Below are 23,096 nucleotides of genomic sequence, written 5' to 3' on the forward strand. Positions count from 1 at the left end.
GGGTCGGTGCGCCGAGGGGCCCGGGCCGGTGACCGGCCCGGGCCCCGGCACGCCGTGTGCCGGTCAGACCCGCTGCGTGCGGGTCAGACCCGCTGCCACAGGCCCGGGGCGCCCGGGGGCCGCCAGCCGGGCTGGGCCTGGTGCGCCTGGAGGCACCGGTAGGAGACCCCGTCGTACGTGACCTGGTCACCGACGCGGTAGACCTTGCCGGCGGCCCAGGTGCCGCCCGCCTTCCCGGAGTCGCCCGGGTCGGCGGCGTTGGTCTTCAGCGTCAGCCCGTACTCCTGGAGCACCGGGTTGAGCGGCTGGTGGAAGGTGGTGCCGCCGTCCTTGCAGTTGCCCGAACCGCCGGAGGTGACGCCCTGGGCCTGCGTCCCGGAGATGTACGGGCCGCCCGAGTCGCCCGGCTCGGCGCAGACCGTGGTGCGGGTCAGGCCCTTCACGGTGCCCTGGAGGTACGACACGCTCGTGTTGTGCTGCTCGATCGTGCCGCAGTGCCAGCCGGTGGTGGAGCCGGACCGGCAGATCGACGCGCCCACGAGGGCCTCGGTGGAGCCGGCGACCTCGACGTTCTGGTCGCCCTGCCCCTTGATGTACGCCGTCGCCGTCCAGTCGCCGTTGGCGGCCACCCAGGCCATGTCCTTGCCGGGGAAGGTGGAGGCCTTGAAGCTGCCCTGGGCCACCTTGTTGTGGCCGTTGGTCGTGGCGCCGGTCTGGCCGCAGTGCCCGGCCGTGGCGAAGCCCTGCTGGGTTCCGGAGGTGACGGCGAAGCCGACGGAGCAGCGGGCGTTGCCGATGTAGTAGGCGTCGCCGCCCCGGATGTCGTGCGCCAGCGGGCGCGGCCGCTCGGTCGTCGCCTTGACCTGGACGAGGGCGCGGTCGACGCCGGTGGCGGTGAGGAACACGTCGGCGGCGGACGCCTTGGCGGCCTCCAGCGTCACGGTGTTGTTGCGCAGGTCGACGTACCAGACGGGTGCGTCGGTGGTCTTCGTCCGGACGGAGCCCTGGTCCAGTTTGGCCTTGGCGCCCTCCAGCCGCTTGAGGTTGTGGCGGACCACCTTCGCCTCGGCGCCGCCCGCCTTGATGGCGGCCTTGTCGGCGGCGTCGGTGGTGGCGACGGTGAGCGTGGCGGAGACCGGTCCGCTCACCCACGCCCCGGCGAACCGGTCGCCGAGTGCGTTCTGGAGGCGGCCGGCCCGGGCCCCCGCCTCGGCCTCGTTCTTCAGCCGGGTCTCGGCCTGCTCGCGGGTCAGGCCCAGGTCGCGCTGCATGGCGTCGAGCAGCGCGGGCGACGGCTTGTCGGCGCCGGGGGTGCCGGCCGCCGACGGGATGGACGGCGGCGCGGGCGCCTCGGCGGCGACCACGCCGGGCGAGCCGGCCAGCACGAGCGCACCGACGGCGGTGAGGGTGGCGCACGCGGCGGTGGCGTGTCTGTGGAGCATCGGGTGTCACCTCTGTTCGGGGTCTGTTCGGGGGAAAGACGTGCCGAACCGTAGGTGTTTCCAACAGCGCGTCCGACAATGTCGGTTTGTCGGTTCTTCGGCTTTATGGGAGACATGGGCGCCCGCCATGCGGCGTAATGGCACGCGTGGGGTGGGACTCGACCCGGCGCCCCGGCCGTCAGCCGGCCGGGCCCACCCCGCTGCCCCGGCCGTCAGCCGGCCGCCACCCCGGCTGTCCCCTCCGCCCCCGCCGCCCCTGCGGTCCCCGCTGCCCCCGCCGCCACTTCGGCCACCAGGCGGCCGGCGACCGGCACCGGGACGGCGTGCCGGGCGGCGGCGCGCAGCAGGGCTCCGCCGATCGCGTCCAGTTCCAGCGGGCGTCCCGCCTCCGCGTCGCGCTGCATGGAGGACTTGGTGCCGTACGGCCAGGCGTCGTACCGCGCCAGGACCGCCGCCGGGTCGGCCGGCGCCCCGCAGGCGTGGCTCACCGCCGCCGCCTCCGCGACGAGCGCGACCAGTTCGTCACGGCGCCCGGTGCGCAGGTCGCCGATGGGGACCCCGTACCGCGTCGTGAGCAGGGCGAAAGGCGCGAGGAGGGCGAGCTTCGCCCAGAGCGTCGCCGCCTCCTCCTCGGCGACCCGGACGCGCACCCCCGCCGCCTCCAGCACACCGGCGAGGCCGTCGAGCCGCTCGGGGGGTCCGGCCAGGTCCACCTCGGTGAACGGGGTGCCGTGCTCGATGACACCCGGCGCCACCCGGGTCGACTCGGCCCGGATCACCCCGGGGACGACCCGGTGCTCGCCGTACCGCTCGCGCAGCGCGTCCGGGTGTTCGATGCCGTTGAGCAGCGGCACGACCAGGGCGGCGTCGCCGAGCACGCCGGACGGTACGCGCTCCAGCGCCGCGCCGAGCGCTGTGTGCTTGACGGCGACCAGGCACAGGTCGACCGGCTCGCGCAGTTCCGTGTCCGCCTCCACCGTGGCTGTGAAGTCGCCGAACTGCCCGCTGCGTACGCGGATGCCGTCCTGGCGCAGGGCGCGGGCCGTCTCCTGCCCCGCCACGCAGATGACCCGGTGCCCGGCGCGTGACAGCAGGGCGGCCAGCAGGCCACCGATCCCTCCGGGGCCGAGTACGGCGACGGTCCAGGGCTTGGGCATGCTGTGGCGTTCCTTCCGCGACGAGTGGTGGGTCGGCACCCGTCCATGCCCTTCGCCAGGGCCCGTTGGGGTGCGAAGGGGTGGACGGGTTGCCGCCCGAGGGCCCTGCAGTGATCTTCCGGCGCGCCAACCACCAAGTCAATCCTAGGATTTGCTCATCGGCTCCAAGGGGTACCTTGGGTCGGTGACTCTTGACGACCTCCGTGTCTTCGTCGCCGTCTGCCGCGCGGGCAGCCTCAGCGCGGTCGCCCGCGACCTCGGCTGTACGCAGTCGGCGGTGAGCCAGCATGTGAAGCGCCTGGAACGGGAGATGGGCGTCGCCCTCCTGGAACGCCATACGCGCGGTGTCGTCCCCACCCAGGCGGGCCGGGTGCTCCGGGCGGCCGCCGCCCACGGCATAGCCGGCCTCGACCTGGCCGTGCGGAGCATCCAGGAATCCGTACGCGGGGATGTCGGCTCGGTACGGGTGACCACGGGCGCCACGACCTTGCGGCACTTCATGTCCGAGGCCGTGGTCGCCTTCCACCGGCGCTACCCCCGGGCAAGCCTGGAGTTCCAGACGGAGAGCTCCAGTCGCAGATGCTTCGACGCGCTCGCCGCCGACGACCTCGACCTGGCCTGGGTCACCATCGGCGACCGCGTGCGCGGCATCGAGCAGCGCCCGGTCGTCGACCTGCCCTGGGTCCTGGCCGTCCGGGCCGACGACCCGCTCGCGGCGCGCCCCCGGATCGAGGTGGCCGACCTCGCGGAGATCCGGCACATCCGCCTTCCGGCGAGGTCCACGTCGCGGGCGCACCTGGACGCGGCCTTCGCCGAACTGGGCGTACCCCACAGGTCCGACACGAGCGTCGCCGACTGGGACACCGCGATCCTCCTGGCCGAGCTGGGCCTCGGCCACGCCGTCGTGCCCGCACTTCCCGGCCGCTTCACCGACGGCGGGGACGCGCTCCGGTTCGTCCCCATCCCCGCGCTGCCGCCCCTGTCGGTGGGGTGGGCCGTCCGGAGCTGGGACGCCCTCACCCCACTCGCCCGCGCCTTCGCCGACACCGTCCGCCGGACGTGCGAGCGCACCGGCGCGGAGGGCCAGGGGCCCTGATGCCTACCGGGCAGCCCGCTGCTCGTACCCCACCAGCCGCACGCACACGGCCAGTCCCTCGATCGCCTGCTCCAGCTCCCCGAGCCCCGGGTAGCTGGGCGCGATCCGGATGACCGCGTCACGCGGGTCGTCACCGTACGGGTGCGTGGCACCGGCCGGGGTCAGCACGATGCCCGCCTCGGCGGCACGGCGCACGACCTCCTTGGCGCAGCCGTCCGGCACCTGGAGGGTCACGAAGTAGCCGCCCTTGGGCGAGGTCCAGGTCGCGAGCCCGGTCCCGCCGAGCTCGGCCTCCAGGATTCGCGCCACCGCCTCGAACTTGGGCCGCAGCAGGGCGCGCTGGCGCTCCATGTGGGCCGCCACCCCGTCGGCGTCCCGCAGGAACAGGACGTGCCGGAGCTGGTTGACCTTGTCGGGGCCGATCGACCGCTTGGCGTTGTTGGCGAGCAGCCACCGCACGTTGGCGGGGGACGAGCCGAAGAAGGCGACGCCGGCGCCCGCCGCGGTGATCTTCGACGTGGAGCCGAACACGAACGCCCGGTCCGGGTTCCCGGCCTCCGCGCAAGCGGCGAGCAGATCGGCGATCTCGACGGGCTCATCGGTGAGGTGGTGTGCGGCGTAGGCGTTGTCCCAGAAGATCCGGAAGTCGGGCGCGGCGGTGCTCATCGCGGCGAGCCGCGCCACGGTCGCGTCGCTGTAGCAGACGCCGTCCGGGTTGCTGTACTTCGGTACGCACCAGATGCCCTTGACCGCCGGGTCGTCGGCCACCAGCCGCTCCACGGCGTCCATGTCGGGACCCTCGGCGGTCATCGGCACCGGGATCATCTCGATCCCGAACCGCTCACAGAGCGCGAAGTGCCGGTCGTAGCCGGGCACCGGGCACAGGAAGGCGATCCGCTCCTGGTCCACCCAGCGCCCGTCGGCTCCGGGCAGCACGCTCAGCAGGGCGTGCACCAGGCAGTCGTGCATCAGCTCCAGGCTGGAGTTCCCGGCGGCGAGCAACTGCGCGGCGGGCACCTGAAGCACCCCGGCGAAGATCTCGCGCAGCTCGGGCAGCCCCTGGAGCCCGCCGTAGTTGCGCACGTCCGTGCCGTCCGCCGAGGTGTACCGCCCGCCGGGCAGGCTCAGCAGCTCCTCGGAGAGGTCGAGCTGCTCCGGCGCGGGCTTGCCACGGGTGAGGTCGAGCGAGAGCCCGCGTCCCACGAGGTCCTGGTAGTCCTGACGGGCGCGTTCGAGGAGCCCGCTCAGGGCGTCGGGGCTCAGCTCGGTGGTCATGGTGTGTCCTCTCACAGGTACCACTCAGGTACCTACCGGATCGGTGGCGTCGCGCGTGCCGAGGATACAAACCCGCCACAGCCGGTCGCGAAGCGCCGCTTAACGGATATACCGCTGGGGCTACTTCTGAGTACCCACACGGTCATGTAGCGTCCGGAACCGCTTGATCCGTTTCACGCTCCGGCCCCCGCCACGAGGACTCATGATCGCCACACTCGACATCCCGGTCACCGCGCTCCGTGGGCAGCCCTATCGAATAGCGGACGAAAGAGCGCTGGTCCCTTGAGATTCCGGATCAATCGTTCAAACCGTGCGTCCGCGCATCCCTCTCCGGGGGACCCGGCGCCCACCCCGGCCGTGCACACCGCCGCACCCGAGGCGGTCGAGGCGCCCTTGTCGCCCCACGAGATCGGCCTCATCCGCGCCTCCGTCTCGGTGGTCGCACCGCTTGCCGCGGACATGACGGTCTACTTCTACGCGATCCTCTTCGCCCGCCACCCCGAGGTCCGTCAGCTCTTCCCGCCGGGGATGGACGCCCAGCGCGGCCGCCTGCTGCGCGCCCTGCTGCACATCGTGGACCTGGTCGACGAGCCGGAGAAGCTGGTGCGCTTCTGCGGGCACCTCGGCCGCGATCACCGCAAGTTCGGCACCCTCGCCGCGCACTTCCCGGCCGTGGGCGAGTGCCTCCTCGCCTCCCTGGCCCGCTACGCCGGCCCCGCCTGGACCGCGGACATCGCCGCCGCCTGGACGAAGGCGTACGGCGTGGTCGCCGACGTCATGATCAGTGCCGCCGAGGAGGACGAGGCGGTACGGCCCGCCGTGTGGCCCGCCACGGTGGTGCACCGCGTCGCGCGCGGGCACGGCATCGCCGAGATCACCGTACGTCCCCACACGCCCTACGCGTATGCCGCCGGTCAGTACGTCAGTGTCGAGACCCCCTGGTGGCCCCGGCAGTGGCGGTACTACTCCCCCGCCAACGCGCCCCGTGAGGACGGCACCCTCACCTTCCATGTGCGCGCGGTGCCCGGCGGCTCGGTCAGCACCGCGCTGGTGCACCGGGCCGCGGTGGGCGATGTGCTCAGGCTGGGCCCCCCGATGGGGGACATGGTGCTGGACGCCGCCGTCTTCGGAGACCTGCTGTGCGTGGCCGGCGGCACCGGCCTCGCTCCGATCAGGGCGCTCGTCGAGGAGGTGGCCCGTCGCGGCGGACGCCATCAGGTGAACCTCTTCATCGGGGCCCGCACCGGCGCCGAGTTGTACGGGGTCGACGACATGCTGCGGATGGCCCAGCGGCACCACTGGCTGACCATCAGGGGCGCGGTCTCCCACGAGTACACCCCCGGAATCCGGGGATCGCTGCCGGAGGTCCTGGCCGAGTACGGCCCGTGGTACCAGCACGATGTCTATCTCAGCGGTCCGGCCCCCATGGTCGTCTCCGCCCGACAGACTCTCACCGACAACGGCACGTCCCCCGAACGCATCCATCACGACCCGTTCGACACTCCCGTCCTGTCCATGCCCTGAGCCCCGCGCTTGGCCGTCCCACCAGGAGAACGCCCCGTGACCTTGCCTCCGCTGCCTTTCGGATCAGCGGGTGAGCGCCTGCTCCAGCACCACCTGGGCAGCACCGAGCGCGCCGCCCGGTTCTACGACCAGCAGGTGCGCAGCCGCCTCACACCCGAGATGCGGGACTTCATCGGCCGCCAGGCCATGGTCTTCCTGGCCACCGCCGACTCCCGCGGCGAGTGTGACGCCAGCTTCCGCGCCGGGCCGCCCGGATTCGTCCAGGTGCTGGACGACAGCACGCTCGCCTACCCCGAATTCCGCGGGAACGGCGTACTCGCCAGCGCCGGCAACATGACGGAGAACCCCCACCTCGGCATGCTGTTCGTGGACTTCACCCACCACCACGTGGGACTCCACGTCAACGGCGTGGCCCGGCTCTACGGCGACACCGAGCTGCGCTCGCTCCACCCTGCCCTGCCCACCGACATCGCACCCGGACGCAGTCCCGAGATGTGGGTCCATCTGAGCGTGGAAGAGGCCTACATCCACTGCTCCAAGTACATACCCCACCTGGAACCGGCCCCCCGCCCCACCGGCCACGACGCCACCCGCCCCAAGGACGCGCAGTACTTCACCGGCTCCGATCCGGCCCGGGCCAAACCCATGGGCAACGGAAGCACCCTGCAACGGTCCAGCTGACCCGACCGGGCCCGGCCGGCCGGTCCACCAGCACGGGCCCGCCGACGGCCGGACGGGCCCCCACAGCCGGGCCGGCGCCCCAGAAATGATCAAGGGGCCGTTTCAGATTCCTCTGAAACGGCCCCTGACCTGTGACTCTCGCGAGTCGGGACGACAGGATTTGAACCTGCGACCCCTTGACCCCCAGTCAAGTGCGCTACCAAGCTGCGCCACGTCCCGGTGCCCGTCTGACCTGGGGTTTCCCCCGGCCCGGCGTGCACGAGAACAATACCGCACTCCTGCCGGTGATCACGAACCGCTTTGCGCGCACCCGGCGCGCTTGACCTCAAGTGCGGTTCAAGTTGCACGGTGAGTGGCATGACGAACACGGCCCAGACATCCGTACCGCACGACGCCCGGGAAGACACCCGACGAGACATTCGCGAGCTGAACCGGCTCATGGCCCTGATGACCGGCGACGAGAAGCACGGACCCGCCGCCACCTCCACGCTCGACGCGCTGTGGGTGCTGTACGACCGGGTGCTGCGCGTGTCGCCCGGGAGCGCCGACGCGCCGGGGCGGGACAGGTTCCTGCTGTCGAAGGGGCACGGGCCGATGGCGTACTACGCCGTGCTCGCCGCCAAGGGGTTCTTCGCCGAGGAGCTCCTGCCGGGATTCGGGGCGTACGACTCGCCGCTCGGCCACCACCCGGACCGGGTGCTGGTGCCGGGCGCGGAGATCGGCAGCGGGTCGCTGGGGCACGGGCTGCCGCTGGCGGTGGGCACCGTGCTCGGGCTGCGGGCGCAGGGGCTCACCGACCCCCGGGTGTGGGTGCTGATCGGGGACGCCGAGCTGGACGAGGGCAGCAACCACGAGGCCATCGCGTACGCGGGACCGGCCCGCCTGGAGCAGTTGCACACGCTGGTGATCGACAACGCGTCGGCGACGTTCGGCCGGCCCGGCGGGATCACCGCCCGGTTCGAGGCGGCCGGCTGGTCGGCCGAGACCGTCGACGGGCGGGACCACGAGGCGCTGTACGCCGCCTTCACCCGCCCGCACCCGGGGCGGCCGCGTGCCGTGGTGGCCCGGGTCGAGCCCAAGAACGCGTAGAGACAGAGGGGGAGAACACTCATGGACACGATGCGTGACCGTTTCATCTCGACCACCAGCCGCCTGCTGGACGAGGACCCGCGCCTGGCGCTGGTGCTCGCCGAGATCAGCCGCGACGGCTTCCGGCAGGCGGAGGAGAGGCATCCGGACCGGGTGATCAACGTCGGGATCAGGGAGCAGTTGCTGATCGGGGTGGGTGGCGGGCTCGCGCTCACGGGGATGCGGCCGGTGATGCACACCTTCGCGAGCTTCCTGGTCGAGCGGCCGTTCGAGCAGGTCAAGCTGGACTTCGGCCACCAGGGCGTGGGTGGGGTGCTGGTGAGTGCCGGCGCGTCGTACGACTGGCCCGCCGGCGGCTTCACCCACATGTCGCCGGGGGACGTGGCCCTGATGGACACGCTCGACGGCTGGACGGTCCACGTGCCGGGGCACCCGGACGAGGCGGAGGCGCTGCTGCGGCACGCCGTCGCGGGGGACGACCGGGTGTACGTACGGCTGTCGCTCCAGTCGAACGGGGAGGCGCGGGCCGTCACCGGTGACGGCTTCCTCACGGTCCGCGAGGGGCGCGGGGGCGTGGTGGTGGCGGTCGGGCCGATGCTCGACAACGTGCTGGCCGCGACGGAGGGCCTCGACGTGACGGTGCTGTACGCCACGACGGTGCGCCCCTTCGACGACCAGGCGGTGCGGCGCGCGGTGGCCGGCGGCGCGGCGGACGTCGTGATCGTGGAGCCGTACCTCGCCGGTACGTCCACCGCCGCCGCCAACGACGCCCTCCCGGACCTTCCGCACCGCGTGCTTGGCCTGGGCGTCGCCAAGCGGGAACTGCGCCGCTACGGCCACATGGAGGAGCACCTGGCCGCCCATGGCCTCGACCCGCGGGGCCTGCGGGAGCGGATCACGCCGTTCCTGAACCCCCGGTAGGCGGCGCGCCGACGTCCGGGTGCGCCTCGCGCAGCCTGCGCGGGGCGGCCTGGCGCCAGGAGTCGACGAGGATGGCGTACAGCTCGTCCTCGTCGTCCAGCGCCGTCAGCCGGACCCGGAGCCAGGCGTAGTTGTCGTCGTGGCCCTCCCGTATGAAGAACTTCCCCGGCTCCGCCGCGATGAGCTCCTCCCGGTCCTCCTTGGGGCACTTGACGCCCATCGTCCGGTCGTCGTCGTCCAACGAGGCGAAGATCTTCCCGCCGGCCCCGCCCGCGCGGAACGTGGGCATGCCCCAGGAGAGCTTCTCCACGGCTCCCGGCAGGGAGAGGGCGATCCTGCGTACGTCGTCGGCTGTGGCCATGTGACGACCGTACGGCGCGCCACTGACAACGCCACTGGCAAGCCACTGAACCGCCCGGTCCGTGGGCCGCCCGGTGGGGGCGGCCCACGGGGGCGTCACCAGCCCGTCACGCCCGCCGGCTGCTTCACCGTGACGTTGATCCGGTTGAAGAAGTTCGTCGTGGCGACCCACAGGATGATCGAGGCGAGCTGCTTCTCGTCGAAGTGGTCGGCCGCCTCGTCCCAGACCACGTCCGGCACCGGGTCCGACCGGTCGGCGAGCCGGGTGGCCGCCTCGGCGAGGGCGAGCGCGGCGCGCTCGGCGTCGCTGAAGTACGGCGCCTCGCGCCAGGCGGCCACCGCGTGCAGCTTCTCGTCGCTGACGCCCGACTTCTTCGCCTGGCGGGCGCCGAAGTCCACGCAGAAGCCGCAGCCGTTGATCTGGCTCGCCCTGAGGTGCACCAGCTCGAGGATGGTCTCCGGCACACCGCCCGTCTTCGCCGCCTTGATCAGGTCCTGGATGGCGGGCATCGTCTCGGGGAGGACGGTGGCGGGGTTGGTCATCCGAGCCTGCATGGGTGTTCTCCTTCGCTCCGTATCTCGTCGGTCACCCATGCGACGGAACGGGGGTGCGCGGATGTGACACGCGATAGGGGCCGGGTCACCGATGTGACGCGCTTCACTTCCCGGCCTGCCCCCGCTCGAAGTACGCCACCAGCTCGCCGTCCAGCCCCGGCACCCGGCGCGGCGTGCCGCCGTCCCGGAGCGACGCGGTGGCCCCGCACCCCACGGCGACGGCCATCCGGGCGGCGACCGGCGAGGTGTCCGTCGGCCCGCCTTCCCGTACGAAGCGGACGAACTCGTCGATCAGCAGCGGATCCGCGCCGCCGTGCCCCCCGCCCCGGCCCGCCCGGCCCTCCTCCACCCCCGGGATCTCGTACGTCTCGTCGGCGTCCGGCCGATGGCCCGAGCGCCGGGTGTTCCACACCTTCACGCACGCGCCCGGCCCGTCACCGAAGTTCTCCAGCCGGCCCTCGTCACCGATGACGGTGTAGTTGCGCCAGTAGTCGGGCGTGAAGTGGCACTGCTGGTAGGCGGCGAGTACGCCGTTGTCGAGCCGCATGTTCAGCAGGGACACGTCCTCGACGTCGATGACGGGGTTGAGGGCGCGCTGGGTGTGCGGCGGCCAGTGGCCGTCCTTGGTGTACCAGTCGTCGGCCTTCGGCTCGCCGACGGCGCGGCGGTGCGGGTTGTCGCCGTACACGATCAGATCGCCCAGCGCCTGTACGTCACGCGTCCAGCCGCCCGCGAGCCAGTGCAGGACGTCGATGTCGTGGGCGGCCTTCTGGAGCAGCAGGCCGGTGGTGCGGCGGCGTTCGGCGTGCCAGTCCTTGAAGTACCAGTCGCCGCCGTAGCCGACGAAGTGCCTGATCCACACGGTCTTGACGCGGCCGACCGCGCCGCGTGCGACCAGGTCCCGCATGGTGCGTACGACCGGCATGTGGCGCATGTTGTGGCCGACGTAGAGCCGGGTCCCGGTCTCGTACGCGGTACGCAGGACGCGGTCGCAGCGCTCGACGGTGATGTCGAGCGGCTTCTCCACGAACACCGGCTTCCCGGCGCGCAGGAGGCGGCAGGCGAGGTCGGCATGGGTGTCGTCGGGGGTCAGGACGAGCACGGCGTCGATGTCGGGGGCGTCGATCACCTCCTGGTGGCCGGTGTGGAGGCGTACGCCGGGGAGGGCGGCGGCCGCCGCCGCCCGGGCCTTCGGGTCGGGGTCGGCGACGGCGGTGACACGACAGCCGGCGCCGGGCCGGTGCGCGGTGCGGGCCAGGCTGCCGCGCAGCCCGTAACCGAGGACACCGAGACGGAGGTCGGTTGTCGTCGTCATGTGCGGGACCTCGTTCCTGGTGGGGACGGTCCCCTGTCCCTCCCCAGGGCGGCGCCCGGTGACGCGCCGTCGGCAGCCCTTGTGGCGGGGCGGGCCAGTCGGCGGCGGGAGAGACCGCTGCCCCTGTGCGGCGCGCGCCTGGGCGGCCGGGGCGCCGAGCACGGCAGTGAGCTGCGCCAGGGACGCCGGGCAGGACGGGGGCCCGGTGCCGGACGAACGCCGGGCAGGAGAGGCGCCCGTGCCGCACGGGCGCCGGGCGAGAGGGGCGTCACGCGGGCGTGCGGCGCGGCCCCGCACGCCGTGCGGCGCCCGTGCGGGTGGCGCGGGCCGGAGTGTGCGCCGTGGGCACCACGATGCGCGGCTCGCTCCGGCCGGTGCTCCGACGCGCCGCACCGCCGGGGCGCCACCGCCGGGCTCCGGCGCGCCAGGGGCCTACAGGACAGCGCAGTTCCCGCTCACGTACGGAACTGTTTCGGTCGACATTCACGCTGAATCGATCCGGCAGACGTGTACCCGTGGGGCACCTGTGCATCCATGGGGTGAAGGCCCGTCCCCCGGCGCCATATGCCCACGAAACCTTTGCCCTTGGCATGTGGCAGAAAGAAGCGCTGGGGGAATGCCCTTCGGATAGGACCGGACAGGCCACTACCACGTGACACATACTTCTAATCAAACGTCAATGCCCCCTGATTCGGCCAGAGTTGGCGACCGCATTGAACCGTTCCGGAATGATCAACACCATGAGGTGGTCGGCCTGTTCGGGACGGGACCACTGCCGATGCACCATCTGCTCGAACAACCGCGCGAGCAGGCGTTTCGCAGAGGAGGGCTCGCATGGACGGGTACTTCGCCAGTCGACTGCATCACCAGCTACGGGGGCACGTTCGGCACTTCGCGGAGAGCGAGGTCCGGCCGCTGATACCGGCCATGGAGGCGGCCCGGTCGGTCCACCACGACCTGTCCCGGCGCATCGCCCGCCAGGGCTGGCTGGGCGCGACCATCAGCAGGGACTACGGCGGGATGGGCGTGGGCCATCTCGGAAAGACGATCATCATCGAGGAGCTGTCCCGGGTCAGCGGCGCCATGGGCGCCATGGTGCAGGCCTCACAGCTCGGCGCCGCCAAGATCGTCCACTTCGGCACCGACGAGCAGAAGAAGACCTGGCTGCCGGCCATCGCGGCGGGCGAGTGCCTGCCGACCATCGCGGTCACCGAACCCGAGTCGGGCGGCCATGTACTGGGCATGAGCGCCACCGCGGTGCGTGACGGGGACGACTACCTCCTGAACGGCCGAAAGGTGTACGTCGGCAACAGCCACGTCGGTGACCTGCACGGGGTCGTCGTACGGACGGGCCCCGGCTCCAAGGGGCTGACGGCCTTCCTCGTGGAGGCCGACCGGCCGGGTTTCCGGGTGGGTGACCAGAAACCCACCATGGGCCTGCACGGTTTCAGCTTCGGCGAGCTGTTCTTCGACAACTGCCGCGTCCCGGCGGCCAACCGGCTCGGCGACGAGGGCGACGGCCTGGCGGTCGCGTACTCCTCCAGCGTGCTCTACGGCCGGGCCAACCTCACCGCCGTCTCCCTCGGCCTGCACCGGGCCATCCTGGAGGAGACCACCAGGTTCTGCGAGGAGCGCCACCGGTACGGCAAGCCCCTGCACGAACTGCCCTCGGTGAAGCTCAAGCTGGGCCAGATCCAGTCGCGGCTGATGACCGCCCGGCTCGCGGCGTACCACGCGGTGCACCTGCTCGACGCGGGGCTGCCCTGCGACGCGGAGCTGATGAACGCCAAGCTGGTCAACGTCGAGTCGGCCCTGGACTCGGCGCGCAACGCCATGGAGATCCACGCGGCGGCCGGGCTCTTCACCGACCGGCCCATCGAGCGCTACCTGCGCGACGCGCACCACATCTTCGCCCCGGCCGGCACGTCCGACATCCAACTGCTGCGGCTCGCCGAGGTCGCCCTGGGCACGGCTAAGGGGCAGTGGTCCGAGCGGCTCGCCGACGTCGTCCGGATGGAACCCGCCCTGTAGTCCGGCACGGCCGGCGTGACGTCCCCGGGGAAGCGTGCACGACGCGCCCCGGCACCCCTCGCCCCCCTCGGGAACGTCACGCCCCGGCCCCCTCCCCCTCGGGACGTCACGCCCCTCGGGACGTCACAGGCGGCTGTCCTCCCGGCGGTGGATCTGCTCCACCAGCTCGGCGGCGAGCGACTTGATGGTCTCCAGCCCCGGCCGCCCCCACGGCCGGGGCTCGGTGTCGACCACGCAGATCGTGCCGAGGGCCGTGCCCGTACGGTCGATCAGGGGCGCGCCCAGGTAGGAGCGGATGCCGATCTCGTCGACCACCGGGTTCCCGGCGAACCGCGGATAGTCGCAGACGTCCTCCAGGACCAGCGCCTTGCGCCGTACGACCACGTGCGGGCAGTAGCCGTGGTCGCGGGCCATGTACCGGCTGACGCCGCCGCCGGCGGCCGCCGTGGCGCTGAGCTGCTCCGTCCTGTGCGTGCCGTTCGGCGTGTGCAGGCCCGCGAAGAACTGCTGGTTCTCGTCGATGAAGTTGACCATCGAGTAGGGCGCGCCGGTCACCTTCGCGAGCTTCTCCGCGAACGCGTCGAAGTCGGGGTCCGGCCGGTCCCCGATGCCGAGCTGGCGCAGCCGCTGGACGCGCAGCGGGGCCTCCCGGTCGACGGGGGTGAGCAGCAGGTGGCCGGTGGGGTCATACGTCATGTCGGTGCTCCGTAGCTCGGCGCCGGTGCCGGGGCCGGGTTGGTGTCCAGCAGGTGCTGGACGAGGGTGACCAGGGTCTGGATCCCGGAGCTGGCGATCCGGGCGTCGCACATGACGACCGGCACCTCCGGCTTGAGGTCGATCGCCGCCCGTACCTCCTCCGGTTCGTAGCGGTAGGAGCCGTCGAACTCGTTCACCGCGACCAGGAACCGGATGCCGCGCCGCTCGAAGAAGTCCACCGCCGAGAAGGACGCCTGGAGGCGCCGGGTGTCGGCGAGGACGACCGCTCCGAGGGCGCCCTCGGACAGCTCGTCCCACATGAACCAGAAGCGTTCCTGGCCGGGCGTGCCGAAGAGGTAGAGCACGTGCCGGTCGTCGATGCTGATGCGGCCGAAGTCCATGGCGACCGTGGTGGTCGTCTTGCGCTCCACGCCCTCCAGGCTGTCGGTCGCGGCGCTCACGGTGGTGAGCAGTTCCTCGGTACTCAGCGGTTCGATCTCACTGACCGCCCCCACGAACGTCGTCTTGCCCACCCCGAAGCCGCCCGCGACGAGGATCTTCAGGGCGGTGGGGAAGACGTCGTGGTGGTCGTCGCGGTCCTCTGGTCGCTCCTCAGAGCCGTCGTCGTAGGCCATCGAGCACTGCCTCCAGCAAGGAACGGTCGGTGGGGGTGTCGTGGAAGCGGGGCGCCCGCGCGGTCAGCGCCCCACAGTCCACGAGGTCCGAGAGCAGCACTTTGGTGACCACGGCGGGCAGCCGTAAGTGCGCGGCGATCTCGGCCACCGAGGTCGGCCCGTGGCACAGCCGGAGGGCCGTGGTGTGCTCGGGGCCGAGGTGCGCCTGGGGCGCGGTCCCGGTGGCCATCACCAGGGAGAGCAGGTCCAGCGCCGCCGTCGGCCGGGTGCGGCCGCCGCTCACCGTGTACGGGCGGATGAGCCGGCCGGCCGCGTCGTCGACCCAGGGGCCGTCCTGTCGCCGGGGCACGGTCAGCGTCCCGTGCCGCCCGGCGCCGCCGCCGCTTGTCTGGCCGGCGTGACCAGGTAGGGCCGCACGCTCTTCACCAGCATCGTCATCTCGTATCCGAGGACCGCCGCGTCCGTCTCCCGGCCGGCGAGCACCGCAAGGCAGGTGCCGGTTCCGGCGGTCGAGACGAACAGCAGGGTGGAGTCGAGTTCGACGACCACCTGGCGGACCTCGCCGTCGTCGCCGAAGCGCGTACCGGCGCTGCGGCCGAGGGAGTACAGACCGGAGGCCAGGGCCGCCATGTGGTCGGCGCTGTCGGCGTCGAGGCCGTGCACCGATTTCACCAGGCCGTCCGAGGAGAGCAGAACCGCGCTGCGGGTGTACGGCACCCGCTGGACCAGGCCGCTGAGCAGCCAGTCGAGATCCGAGGAATGGCCGGTCGGCACATCGCTCGCCATGGTGCATCTACTCCTTGTGCGCTTCGTCGTGTCGTTGCGGTTCCGGGTGTTCGGGGTGTCCCGCGTGTTCGAGGTGTCCCGGTCGTTCGGAGTTTCCCGGTCGTTCGGGGTGGTGCGCGTCCCGGGTGGCCGGGGGCATGGACTCGGCCAGGCCGATGCCGCGCCGGAAGGCCGCCATGAGGCCCGGGTCGTGCAGGGCGTCGTCGTCGGTCTTGCGCGGGGTGGGCTCGTCCCGGAGCTGCGGGACGAGGTGCTCCTGGGCGCGGCGCTTGGGCAGTTGGGGGCGGCCCGGGGTGCCGGGCGTCCCCGCCCCCGCCGCGGGGTTCGGCCGGTCCGGCCGTTCGCCGCGTACGGGAAGGGGCGCGTTGCCGCTCTGCTGGTGCGGGAGCATGGGCGGGGCGGTGGCCGCGTGGACGGGCTTGCGGTGCACGGGCTCGGGGGCCGTGACCTCGCCGGGGATGCGCGGCGGGGGGCCGGAGGCCAGGTGTCCGGCCTCCAGGGCGGGCTCGTGGCCCGGCTGGTGGGTGGGCTCGTGGCCGGGTTCGTGGCCCGTCTGGAGCCTGGCCTGGCGTTCGGCCGGCGAGAGCCCGTCGGGGTCGGCGCCGAGCAGGCCCTGGGGCAGCACCAGTACGGCCTGGACGCCGCCGTAGATGTTGGACTGGAGGCGTACGGCGATGCCGTGCCTGCGGGCGAGCGCCGAGACGACGAACAGCCCGATCCGGCCGTCCTGGAGCAGGTGGGCCACATTCACCTGGTCCGGGTCGGTGAGCAGGGCGTTCATCTTGTTCTGCTCGGTGACGGACATGCCCAGGCCCCGGTCCTCGACCTCGACGGCGAGCCCGGCCGTGACGTACTGCGCCCGCAGCAGCACCGGGGTGTGCGGCGCGGAGAACAGCGTGGCGTTCTCGACGAGTTCGGCGAGGAGGTGGATGACGTCGGCGACCGCGTGGCCGCGCAGGGTGCCGTCGATCGGCGGTACGAGCTTGACCCGCGGGTAGTGCTCGACCTCCGCGATGGAGGAACGCAGCACCTCCGTCATGCTGACCGGGTTGGACCACTGGCGGCGCGAGATGGCCCCGCCCAGTACGGCGAGGTTCTCGGCGTGCCGGCGGATGCGGGTGGCCAGGTGGTCGATGTGGAACAGGCCCTTGAGCAGCTCGGGGTCCTCGACCTCGTTCTCCAGCTCGTCGAGGAGCTGGATCTCGCGGTGGACGAGGGACTGGAGGCGCCGGGCGAGGTTGACGAAGACCTCGACCTTCTGCTCGTTGCCGACGCTGCTGGACAGCCGGGACGCCTGCACGACGGTCGTCACCGCCACCTCGTGGGCACGGCTCAGCTCCTCGGTCAGGAGCTCGAACTCGTCGCCGCCCACGGAAGGAAGCGGCGAGCCCTGACGGGCGGGCGGGCGCTCCCCGCGGCGGAGCTGCTCGACCAGGGCGCGCAGCTCGTTCTGGCCGCGCGCGCTGCGCCGCCGCAGGGCGTCGCACCGGTCCAGCACGGCCGTGGCCACGCGGTTGGCGCCCAGCACGGCCGCGGCGACGGCGGCGACGGCGAGCGCCGCGGAGGCGGCGAGCGCGGCCCACAGAGCGGGCGACGGGTGGGCACCGGTGGATCGGATCGTGAACAGTACGGCGGCCGCCCCGCCGAGTGCGACCACGACGGCGGGCAGTACGGCGGCGCGCAGGAGTTGGGGTCGTATGCGGACTTCAGGAGAGGGGGACGAGGAGCGCGACCTCCCGGTGTACGACAGGGAACGGGCGCCTGGCCGGCCGTGCCGCCCGCCTTCACGGCGGTCCGGCCGCGCGGCGGGTGCGCGAAGTTGAGACATCAGCGTCCTTGGTACGTGGGGCCCCAGGAACAGGATTCGGCGTACTAAACGGATGTTCGGCTTCGGTGCCAGAGCGGGCACGCCATGCGTCGCATGAGCCCGCCGTTGATCACCGGCCACACACGGTAGTCGTCAAACCGGCATGTGCGATGCGCAGTTGACAAACTTGCCCGCCAAGCGTCCCGCTCTGGTATGAGGCCTCGTACGGCCGCCCGAAATTCCCGCCTGGCCGACACGCCGTGCCCCGCACCCCGGCACAGTGCGCCGCGCCGGGGGTCACCATCGCGCTCCTCGCGGGCGCCGGGGCGGCCGCCCCGGCCTTCCTCACGTCTCCGGCGGCGCCGCCGGTCCCCTCGTCGCCGGGCCTCGGCGCTGTCCTGGACGCGGCCCTTGACAGCCGGCTTTCGTTACGAGTCGGGTTCGCGCCGCGCCACGTCCCGTGGGGCGGGGCGCGCCACGGCTTTCACGGACGTCACGGGCGGTAGACGCAGGCGGCCAGGGGCGCGTACGTCTGCCAGCCCAGCGTCTCGTAGAGGGCGCGGCCCTCGTCCGTCGCGCCCAGGACGCCGAGCGTCGCTCCGTCGGCCACGGCGAGGTCGACGAGGGAACGCATCACGAAGCCGCCCAGGCCCCGGCGGCGGTGGGCTTCATGGGTCACCACACGGTCGATGACCGTGGCGTCGCCGAGGAGGGCCATTTGCCCTTGGGCGGCATGGCCGCCCGACGCATCGCGCACCAGCATGTACGTGACACCGTCGCGCGTCTCCACGGAGGCGGCGTAACCCGATGGCGCCACAGGGTCCGTGGCGCGCAGGTCCACCGCCATCAGGTGGCCGGACTCCGCCCGGTCCGCCACCCAGCCGCGCGGGAGCCACTCCCCGGCCACCTGCGGATCCGTCGGGACCTTGAGCCAGGTGTGCGGCACGGTCACCGAGGAGGCGGCCCGGCGGACCGCCGACTCATGTGCGTACGGCAGGACATGACGGGCGACCTGGTTCGGGGCGCCCACCTCGAGGCAGAGGCCCCAGGGTTTCTCTACGGGCCGGGGAGTGCGCCGTGACACTGCCCAGCCGGATGCCCAGATCCTGACGAGCTCCGGGACCGTTAACTCACCCATGTAATAGCTGCTAGTCATTAGCGCACATTACAACACGGGTGCACTCGGGCCGGAGTCGGGCGACGTGTGTTCGAAGGGTCTGTCGACGTGACGCCGTTCGGGGGAAGGCGGTTGAACTGGGCATGAAGAAGCGCAGCATGCTCGCCGTCGCGTCCCTCGTCGTCGGAACGGCGATCGCCGCCCTCAGCCCCGCGCCACCGGCCGCCGAGGCGGCCACCCCTGACGGGCCGTCGAACAGCGCGGACGTCATGGGCTCCGTCGAGGCCCCGGAGGACGGGGACGATACGGCCGCGGCGCACGCGTAGGGCACGACGCGGTCGGACGACGGCGGCGTGGGGGGCGGTCCCGTCGCCGGCGCCGACGGGTCCCCTCGCCGGCCGGGGATTGTCAGTGGCGACTGGCAGCATTGCGGTCATGAGTCACAACATCGCGTACTCCACCGCCGACAAGGCCGACGTCCTGGCCTACCTGGGCAGCAAGGGCGACCTGACGGCGGAGCAGCGGCGTCGCCTCGACGGCATGCGTAAGGACGCCCAGGCCCAGCAGGACGACCTCGACCGCCAGGGCGTCGACTGGGGCCTGTCCATCCCCGAGGCGCTCGACCACCTCATAGCCGGGCGCACGGACTCGGAGGCGCCCTGTTCGGGCAACGCGTACCACGCCGCGCTTCAGCACATCATCGACCACAACGCCTCCGACCCGGCCCACCTGGGCACCTACTCCAAGCCCAGCACGTTCTTCAGCCTGGTCGACGAGGAGATGAGCCGCCTCGACGTGCCTGCCGACCTCCTGCCCCACGGCTATCTCTACGGCGGGCTCCCCGACGACTTCCCCTATGTCCCGTACTCGATGGACGGCTACCCGGCCATCGGCCACCTTCCGCTGGCCAGGACGAAGGCCGCCGCGGACGCGTACCGCGCCGTCCTGGATCGCATGGACCAGGGCTTCCGGTACGACATCCAGGAGCTCATCGACAAGCTCGACCAGGAACACGAGGCATGGGAGTACGCCACGAAGAACATCGACTGGTACACCCAGGACACACTCTTCTTCAAGCTGACCTGAAGATTTCGCGTCGGGATGGGTCCTCTGGGGGCCCGAGATGTGGTGTCCGCGCTCGTCGGCGCCTTCCGTGCGGGATCATGTGCTCCGTGTCGGCTTCGGTACTCCGGGCGGCCACGACCGGGCGGAGCCGGCTTCCTTGAGTGGGAGGACTGTTGAACGCCAGAGGGATGGGCCGGGCGGAGACCGGGACGACCACGGGTGCCACGGATGCGCTGTCGCGCCGCCGTTTCCTCGCGGGCGCCGGAACGGCGGCGGGAGCCGTGCTGGTGTCGCCGGCGGCGGCCGCGGCCGTGGCGGCTCGGGACCAGGTCGTCTCCCTGCGGTACACCGCCGCCACCAACGGGGCGGCCGACATCGCGCCTTCCGGCGACCGGCTGATCGCCGAAGTGCAGCACGTCCTCTGGTCGTTGCCCCGCACGGGCGGCACCGCCGTCGCGCTCACCCCAGCCGAGCTGGAACCCAACCGCCCCGTGTACTCCCCCGACGGCTCCCTGATCGCCTTCTGCGCGTACCAGGACGGGGCCTTCCACGTGTGGACCATGCGGCCCGACGGCTCGGACGTGCGCCGGCGCACCGACGGACCGTGGGACGACCGGGGCCCCGCCTGGTCCCCCGACGGGACGCGGATCGCCTTCGCCTCCGAACGCGGCGGCGACCCCGTCACCGGCGCCCCGTACCGCATCCGGGTACTGGACCTGCGCACCGGCGCGCTCACCGCCGTCAGCGGTCTGCCGGGGCAGGACGGTCCGCTTCAGGACGGCCGCTGGGAGGACTTCGACCCGTCCTGGTCGCCGGACGGCGAGCGGATCGTGTTCGTACGGGCAGCTTTGACGACCACCACCTCGGGGACGTCCCTGGAGGCCCGGACCGTGGTGTCCGTACCGGCGGACGGCAGCGGGCCGGTGAGTGCGGTGCACGCCGAGACCGCCGCCGCCCAGGTGATGACCCCCGCCCTGTCGCCGGACGGGCGGCGGCTGGCGTACCTGCGCGTCACCCCGGCGCCCCACGGCGCGTGCACGCTGGTCGTGGACGGCGAGCCGGTGGCCGTCGCCGGGGATATCGCGCCCGTGCCACCTCGGTGGACCGCCGGGGGTGAGCTTCTGCTCACGGTGGACGGCCGGTTCACCCTCGTACGTCCCGAGGCGCCCGGTGCCCTGGAGCCGATCCCCTTCGAGGGGACCCTGCCGGTCCGCCGGCCGCGCTACCGGCCCAAGAGGCACGACTTCGACGGCGGCCGGACGCGCCCGGTCCGGGGCATCCACCTGCCGGCGCTGGCGCCCGACGGACGCCGGATCGCCTTCGCCGCGCTGAACTCCCTCTGGCTGGCCGACACGACGGGCGGCCGTCCGCCGCGCCGGCTCGTGCGGGCGGAGGCGACGCGCTACCTCCTCGGGCCGGCATGGGCGCCCGACGGAGAGTCGCTGGTGTACGCGGACGACAGCGACGGCCTGCTCGGGGTGTACCGCCACGACCTCGCCACGGGTACGCGCACGGCGCTGGCGACCGGCGGGCGGGTCCATCCGGCCCTCTCCCCCGACGGCGGCCGGCTCGCGTGCCTCGACCTGACCGGCCGCCTCGTCGTGAAGGACCTGTCCACGGGCACCGAGCGAGTCCTGGCGGCCCCGCTGGGCGGCGGCGGTCTGCCCGGCCGGCCCAGTTGGTCCCCGGACGGCCGTTTCCTCGCACTGTGCGACCGCAACCGGCTGAACCAGCGGTTCCGCGAGGGCTACAACCTCGTCCGGGTCGTGGACGCCGCGAGCGGCGCGGCCCGGCTGCACGCCGTCGCGCCGCACACCTCGATCTCCGACCGGTACGGCTCCGGGCCCGTGTGGTCGCCCGACGGCCGCTGGATGGCGCTGATCGCGGAGTCCGCCCTGTGCCTGCTGCCGGTGACGGCGGACGGCCGCCCGGCGGGCCCCCTGCGTACGCTCTCCACCGAGCCGGCCGATCACCCCTCCTGGTCCGGCGACTCCCGCACGCTGCTGTACCTGTCCGGCACCCGGCTGCGGTTGACCGGCATCGACGGGCGCGGATCGCGCACCGTGCGCGTACCGCTGGACTACCGGCGGCCCGAGCCGGCCGGCACCGTCGTGCACGCGGGCCGGTTCTGGGACGGCGCGGGTGGCGACGCGTCGGTGCGGGAGGACGTCGACGTCGTCGTACGCGGCGGACGCGTCGCGGCGGTGGAACCGCACCGGCCGGGTCGCGCGAGGCCGGCGGCGCGGCGGGTGGATGCCTCGGACCGGACGGTGCTTCCCGGGCTGTGGGACGCGCACACCCACCCCTGGCAGTACACGTACGGCGGCCGGCAGACCGCCTGCCAACTGGCGTACGGCATCACGACCGCCGTGTCGCTCGGCGGGTTCGCCCACGAGCAGGCCCGCATCCGGGAGGCGGTCGACGCCGGGCAGTTGGCGGGCCCACGGCTGCTCACCTGCGGCGAACTGCTGGACGGCTCCCGGGTGGCGTACAGCATGGGCAGGGCACACCTCACGCGCGAGGGGCTGCGCCGGTCGCTGGAACGGGGCGCCGCGCTCGACTGGGACGTGGTCAAGACGTACGTCAGGGCCCCGGGCTGGGTGATGGAGGAGGCGGCACGGTTCGCCCATGAACGGCTCGGGGTGCGCGTGGGCAGCCACTTCTGCTCGCCCGGAATGCAGACGGGCCAGGACCTGACCACCCACCTGCAAGCCACCCAGCGCGGCGAGGCCGGCCACGCGGTGTCGGCCGCCGGCCGGGCGTACCAGGACGTGCGGGAGCTCTACACCGCCCCCGGCGGCGGTTTCACCCTGATCGCCACACCGTTCACGGCGTCGTGGCTGATGGGCTCCGATCCCGCTCTCGTACGGGACGAACGGGTCACGTCGATCATGCCGCCGTGGGACTCCGCGCTCGTGCGGCAGACGTCCGCCCAGCCGCCGAGCGACGCGCGACTGGAGACGCTGCGTACGGAGATCGAGGTGTACCGGCGCGTACTGGCGTCCGGCGGCCTGGTCGCGCTGGGCACGGACGCCCCGATCGTCCCGGTCGGCCTGTCCCTGCACCTGAACCTCCGGGCACTCCACCTGGGCGGCCTCTCCCCCGCCGAGGCCCTTGGAACGGCGACCCTGCTCCCCGCGCGGGCGTTCGCCCTGGACCGCGACCTGGGCACGCTGGAGGTGGGCAAGGTCGCGGACCTCACGGTGGTGGACGGCGATCCCTTCACGGACTTCAGCTCGCTGATCCGCACGGTCTCGGTGCTCAAGGCCGGGGTGCCCCACGAGACGGCCGCCCTCGTCCGGGCGTTCCAGCCGCCGGCCGACCGACGAGGCGCGCGGGACTGGCTGGACGTCGGCCGCGCCATGCGCCAGGACGGCTGCTGCTCGCCCGCGGAGGAAGGTGCCGCACAGTGACGCACGAACACCGCAGCCCGGGCTGAGGCGCCCGCGTCGGGTTCTTCCTCGAAGCCGTGCGTCGGCCCGCTCCATCGCCGGTCAAAAAAATTTCGGCCGACGATGTCGAGAACCTGTGCCTGGCTCCGTCC

Annotated in this window: 21 protein-coding genes and 1 tRNA gene; 9 read left to right on the forward strand and 13 right to left on the reverse strand. The window is 72.6% G+C overall.

The genetic code is table 11. The annotated features are described in order from the left end of the window. Positions 1-83 precede the first annotated feature (83 nt). Both AB0J57_RS02945 and AB0J57_RS02950 read right to left on the reverse strand, forming a co-directional pair. On the reverse strand, positions 84-1,442 hold the full coding sequence (locus AB0J57_RS02945; protein ID WP_366126134.1) for a carbohydrate-binding protein: 1,359 nt from the start codon (positions 1,440-1,442) through the stop codon (positions 84-86). A 212-nt stretch (positions 1,443-1,654) separates the two neighbouring features. Then, complete coding sequence (locus tag AB0J57_RS02950) at positions 1,655-2,599, reverse strand: 2-dehydropantoate 2-reductase (RefSeq protein ID WP_366126135.1); 945 nt, start codon at positions 2,597-2,599, stop codon at positions 1,655-1,657. 184 nt (positions 2,600-2,783) lie between these two features. Here AB0J57_RS02950 and AB0J57_RS02955 point away from each other — a divergent pair, with 184 nt between their 5' ends. After that, complete coding sequence (locus AB0J57_RS02955; protein ID WP_366126136.1) at positions 2,784-3,695, forward strand: LysR family transcriptional regulator; 912 nt, start codon at positions 2,784-2,786, stop codon at positions 3,693-3,695. Positions 3,696-3,698: 3 nt separating this feature from the next. On the opposite strand, the gene AB0J57_RS02960 is transcribed toward AB0J57_RS02955, so the two are convergent. Continuing rightward, complete coding sequence (locus AB0J57_RS02960) at positions 3,699-4,970, reverse strand: aminotransferase class I/II-fold pyridoxal phosphate-dependent enzyme (RefSeq protein ID WP_366126137.1); 1,272 nt, start codon at positions 4,968-4,970, stop codon at positions 3,699-3,701. A gap of 357 nt (positions 4,971-5,327) precedes the next feature. Here AB0J57_RS02960 and AB0J57_RS02965 point away from each other — a divergent pair, with 357 nt between their 5' ends. Together AB0J57_RS02965 and AB0J57_RS02970 are read left to right on the forward strand one after the other, a co-directional pair. Then, the gene (locus AB0J57_RS02965) at positions 5,328-6,494 is read left to right on the forward strand and encodes a globin domain-containing protein (protein WP_366126138.1); all 1,167 of its coding nucleotides are present in this window, start codon (positions 5,328-5,330) and stop codon (positions 6,492-6,494) included. A gap of 36 nt (positions 6,495-6,530) precedes the next feature. Beyond that, complete coding sequence (locus AB0J57_RS02970) at positions 6,531-7,175, forward strand: pyridoxamine 5'-phosphate oxidase family protein (RefSeq protein WP_366126139.1); 645 nt, start codon at positions 6,531-6,533, stop codon at positions 7,173-7,175. Positions 7,176-7,320: 145 nt separating this feature from the next. On the opposite strand, the gene AB0J57_RS02975 is transcribed toward AB0J57_RS02970, so the two are convergent. Then, positions 7,321-7,394, reverse strand: a tRNA-Pro gene (locus AB0J57_RS02975). 219 nt (positions 7,395-7,613) lie between these two features. Here AB0J57_RS02975 and AB0J57_RS02980 point away from each other — a divergent pair. Together AB0J57_RS02980 and AB0J57_RS02985 are read left to right on the forward strand one after the other, a co-directional pair. Further along, positions 7,614-8,264: a transketolase gene (locus AB0J57_RS02980; protein ID WP_366126456.1), complete on the forward strand. Its 651-nt coding sequence runs from the start codon at positions 7,614-7,616 to the stop codon at positions 8,262-8,264. 21 nt (positions 8,265-8,285) lie between these two features. Then, positions 8,286-9,185: a transketolase C-terminal domain-containing protein gene (locus tag AB0J57_RS02985; protein WP_366126140.1), complete on the forward strand. Its 900-nt coding sequence runs from the start codon at positions 8,286-8,288 to the stop codon at positions 9,183-9,185. Here the strand turns inward: AB0J57_RS02985 and AB0J57_RS02990 are convergent. The 3 genes from AB0J57_RS02990 to AB0J57_RS03000 form a co-directional block, all read right to left on the reverse strand. Beyond that, positions 9,160-9,546, reverse strand: coding sequence for an MmcQ/YjbR family DNA-binding protein (locus tag AB0J57_RS02990; protein ID WP_366126141.1), 387 nt, complete (start codon positions 9,544-9,546; stop codon positions 9,160-9,162). The two genes, AB0J57_RS02985 and AB0J57_RS02990, sit on opposite strands and share 26 nt — an antisense overlap. 95 nt (positions 9,547-9,641) lie before the next feature. Next, positions 9,642-10,100: a carboxymuconolactone decarboxylase family protein gene (locus AB0J57_RS02995; protein WP_366126142.1), complete on the reverse strand. Its 459-nt coding sequence runs from the start codon at positions 10,098-10,100 to the stop codon at positions 9,642-9,644. Between the two features lie 103 nt (positions 10,101-10,203). After that, the gene (locus AB0J57_RS03000) at positions 10,204-11,415 is read right to left on the reverse strand and encodes a Gfo/Idh/MocA family oxidoreductase (RefSeq protein ID WP_366126143.1); all 1,212 of its coding nucleotides are present in this window, start codon (positions 11,413-11,415) and stop codon (positions 10,204-10,206) included. Positions 11,416-12,249: 834 nt separating this feature from the next. Here AB0J57_RS03000 and AB0J57_RS03005 point away from each other — a divergent pair. Next, positions 12,250-13,446, forward strand: a complete 1,197-nt coding sequence (locus tag AB0J57_RS03005) for an acyl-CoA dehydrogenase family protein (protein WP_366126144.1) — start codon at positions 12,250-12,252, stop codon at positions 13,444-13,446. Positions 13,447-13,569: 123 nt separating this feature from the next. Here the strand turns inward: AB0J57_RS03005 and AB0J57_RS03010 are convergent, their stop codons facing one another. From AB0J57_RS03010 to AB0J57_RS03035, 6 genes are all read right to left on the reverse strand, one after another. Then, positions 13,570-14,142, reverse strand: a complete 573-nt coding sequence (locus tag AB0J57_RS03010) for a GAF domain-containing protein (protein WP_366126145.1) — start codon at positions 14,140-14,142, stop codon at positions 13,570-13,572. Beyond that, entirely contained in the window at positions 14,139-14,777 is a 639-nt protein-coding gene (locus tag AB0J57_RS03015; RefSeq protein ID WP_366126146.1) for an ATP/GTP-binding protein, read from the reverse strand. Before AB0J57_RS03015 ends, AB0J57_RS03010 begins: the two co-directional genes overlap by 4 nt. Then, positions 14,755-15,126, reverse strand: a complete 372-nt coding sequence (locus AB0J57_RS03020; RefSeq protein WP_366126147.1) for a DUF742 domain-containing protein — start codon at positions 15,124-15,126, stop codon at positions 14,755-14,757. Before AB0J57_RS03020 ends, AB0J57_RS03015 begins: the two co-directional genes overlap by 23 nt. 2 nt (positions 15,127-15,128) lie before the next feature. Next, the gene (locus AB0J57_RS03025) at positions 15,129-15,563 is read right to left on the reverse strand and encodes a roadblock/LC7 domain-containing protein (RefSeq protein ID WP_366126148.1); all 435 of its coding nucleotides are present in this window, start codon (positions 15,561-15,563) and stop codon (positions 15,129-15,131) included. A 7-nt stretch (positions 15,564-15,570) separates the two neighbouring features. Further along, positions 15,571-17,391, reverse strand: coding sequence for an ATP-binding protein (locus tag AB0J57_RS03030; protein WP_366126149.1), 1,821 nt, complete (start codon positions 17,389-17,391; stop codon positions 15,571-15,573). 472 nt (positions 17,392-17,863) lie between these two features. Then, positions 17,864-18,400 (reverse strand): GNAT family N-acetyltransferase, encoded by a 537-nt coding sequence (locus AB0J57_RS03035; protein ID WP_366126150.1) that lies wholly within the window; start codon positions 18,398-18,400, stop codon positions 17,864-17,866. A 230-nt stretch (positions 18,401-18,630) separates the two neighbouring features. Between AB0J57_RS03035 and AB0J57_RS03040 the strand changes: the two genes are divergently transcribed. The 3 genes from AB0J57_RS03040 to AB0J57_RS03050 all read left to right on the forward strand — a co-directional run bounded on the left by AB0J57_RS03040 (position 18,631) and on the right by AB0J57_RS03050 (position 22,965). Next, a complete protein-coding gene (locus tag AB0J57_RS03040; RefSeq protein WP_366126151.1) occupies positions 18,631-18,813 on the forward strand; it encodes a hypothetical protein in 183 nt (60 codons plus the stop codon). Between the two features lie 109 nt (positions 18,814-18,922). After that, complete coding sequence (locus tag AB0J57_RS03045) at positions 18,923-19,573, forward strand: hypothetical protein (RefSeq protein ID WP_366126152.1); 651 nt, start codon at positions 18,923-18,925, stop codon at positions 19,571-19,573. A 167-nt stretch (positions 19,574-19,740) separates the two neighbouring features. Then, positions 19,741-22,965: an amidohydrolase family protein gene (locus tag AB0J57_RS03050; protein WP_366126457.1), complete on the forward strand. Its 3,225-nt coding sequence runs from the start codon at positions 19,741-19,743 to the stop codon at positions 22,963-22,965. Positions 22,966-23,096: the final 131 nt, after the last annotated feature.

It is taken from the genome of Streptomyces sp. NPDC049837, from assembly GCF_040674455.1.
In the GTDB taxonomy this organism is placed as follows: Bacteria; Actinomycetota; Actinomycetes; order Streptomycetales; family Streptomycetaceae; genus Streptomyces.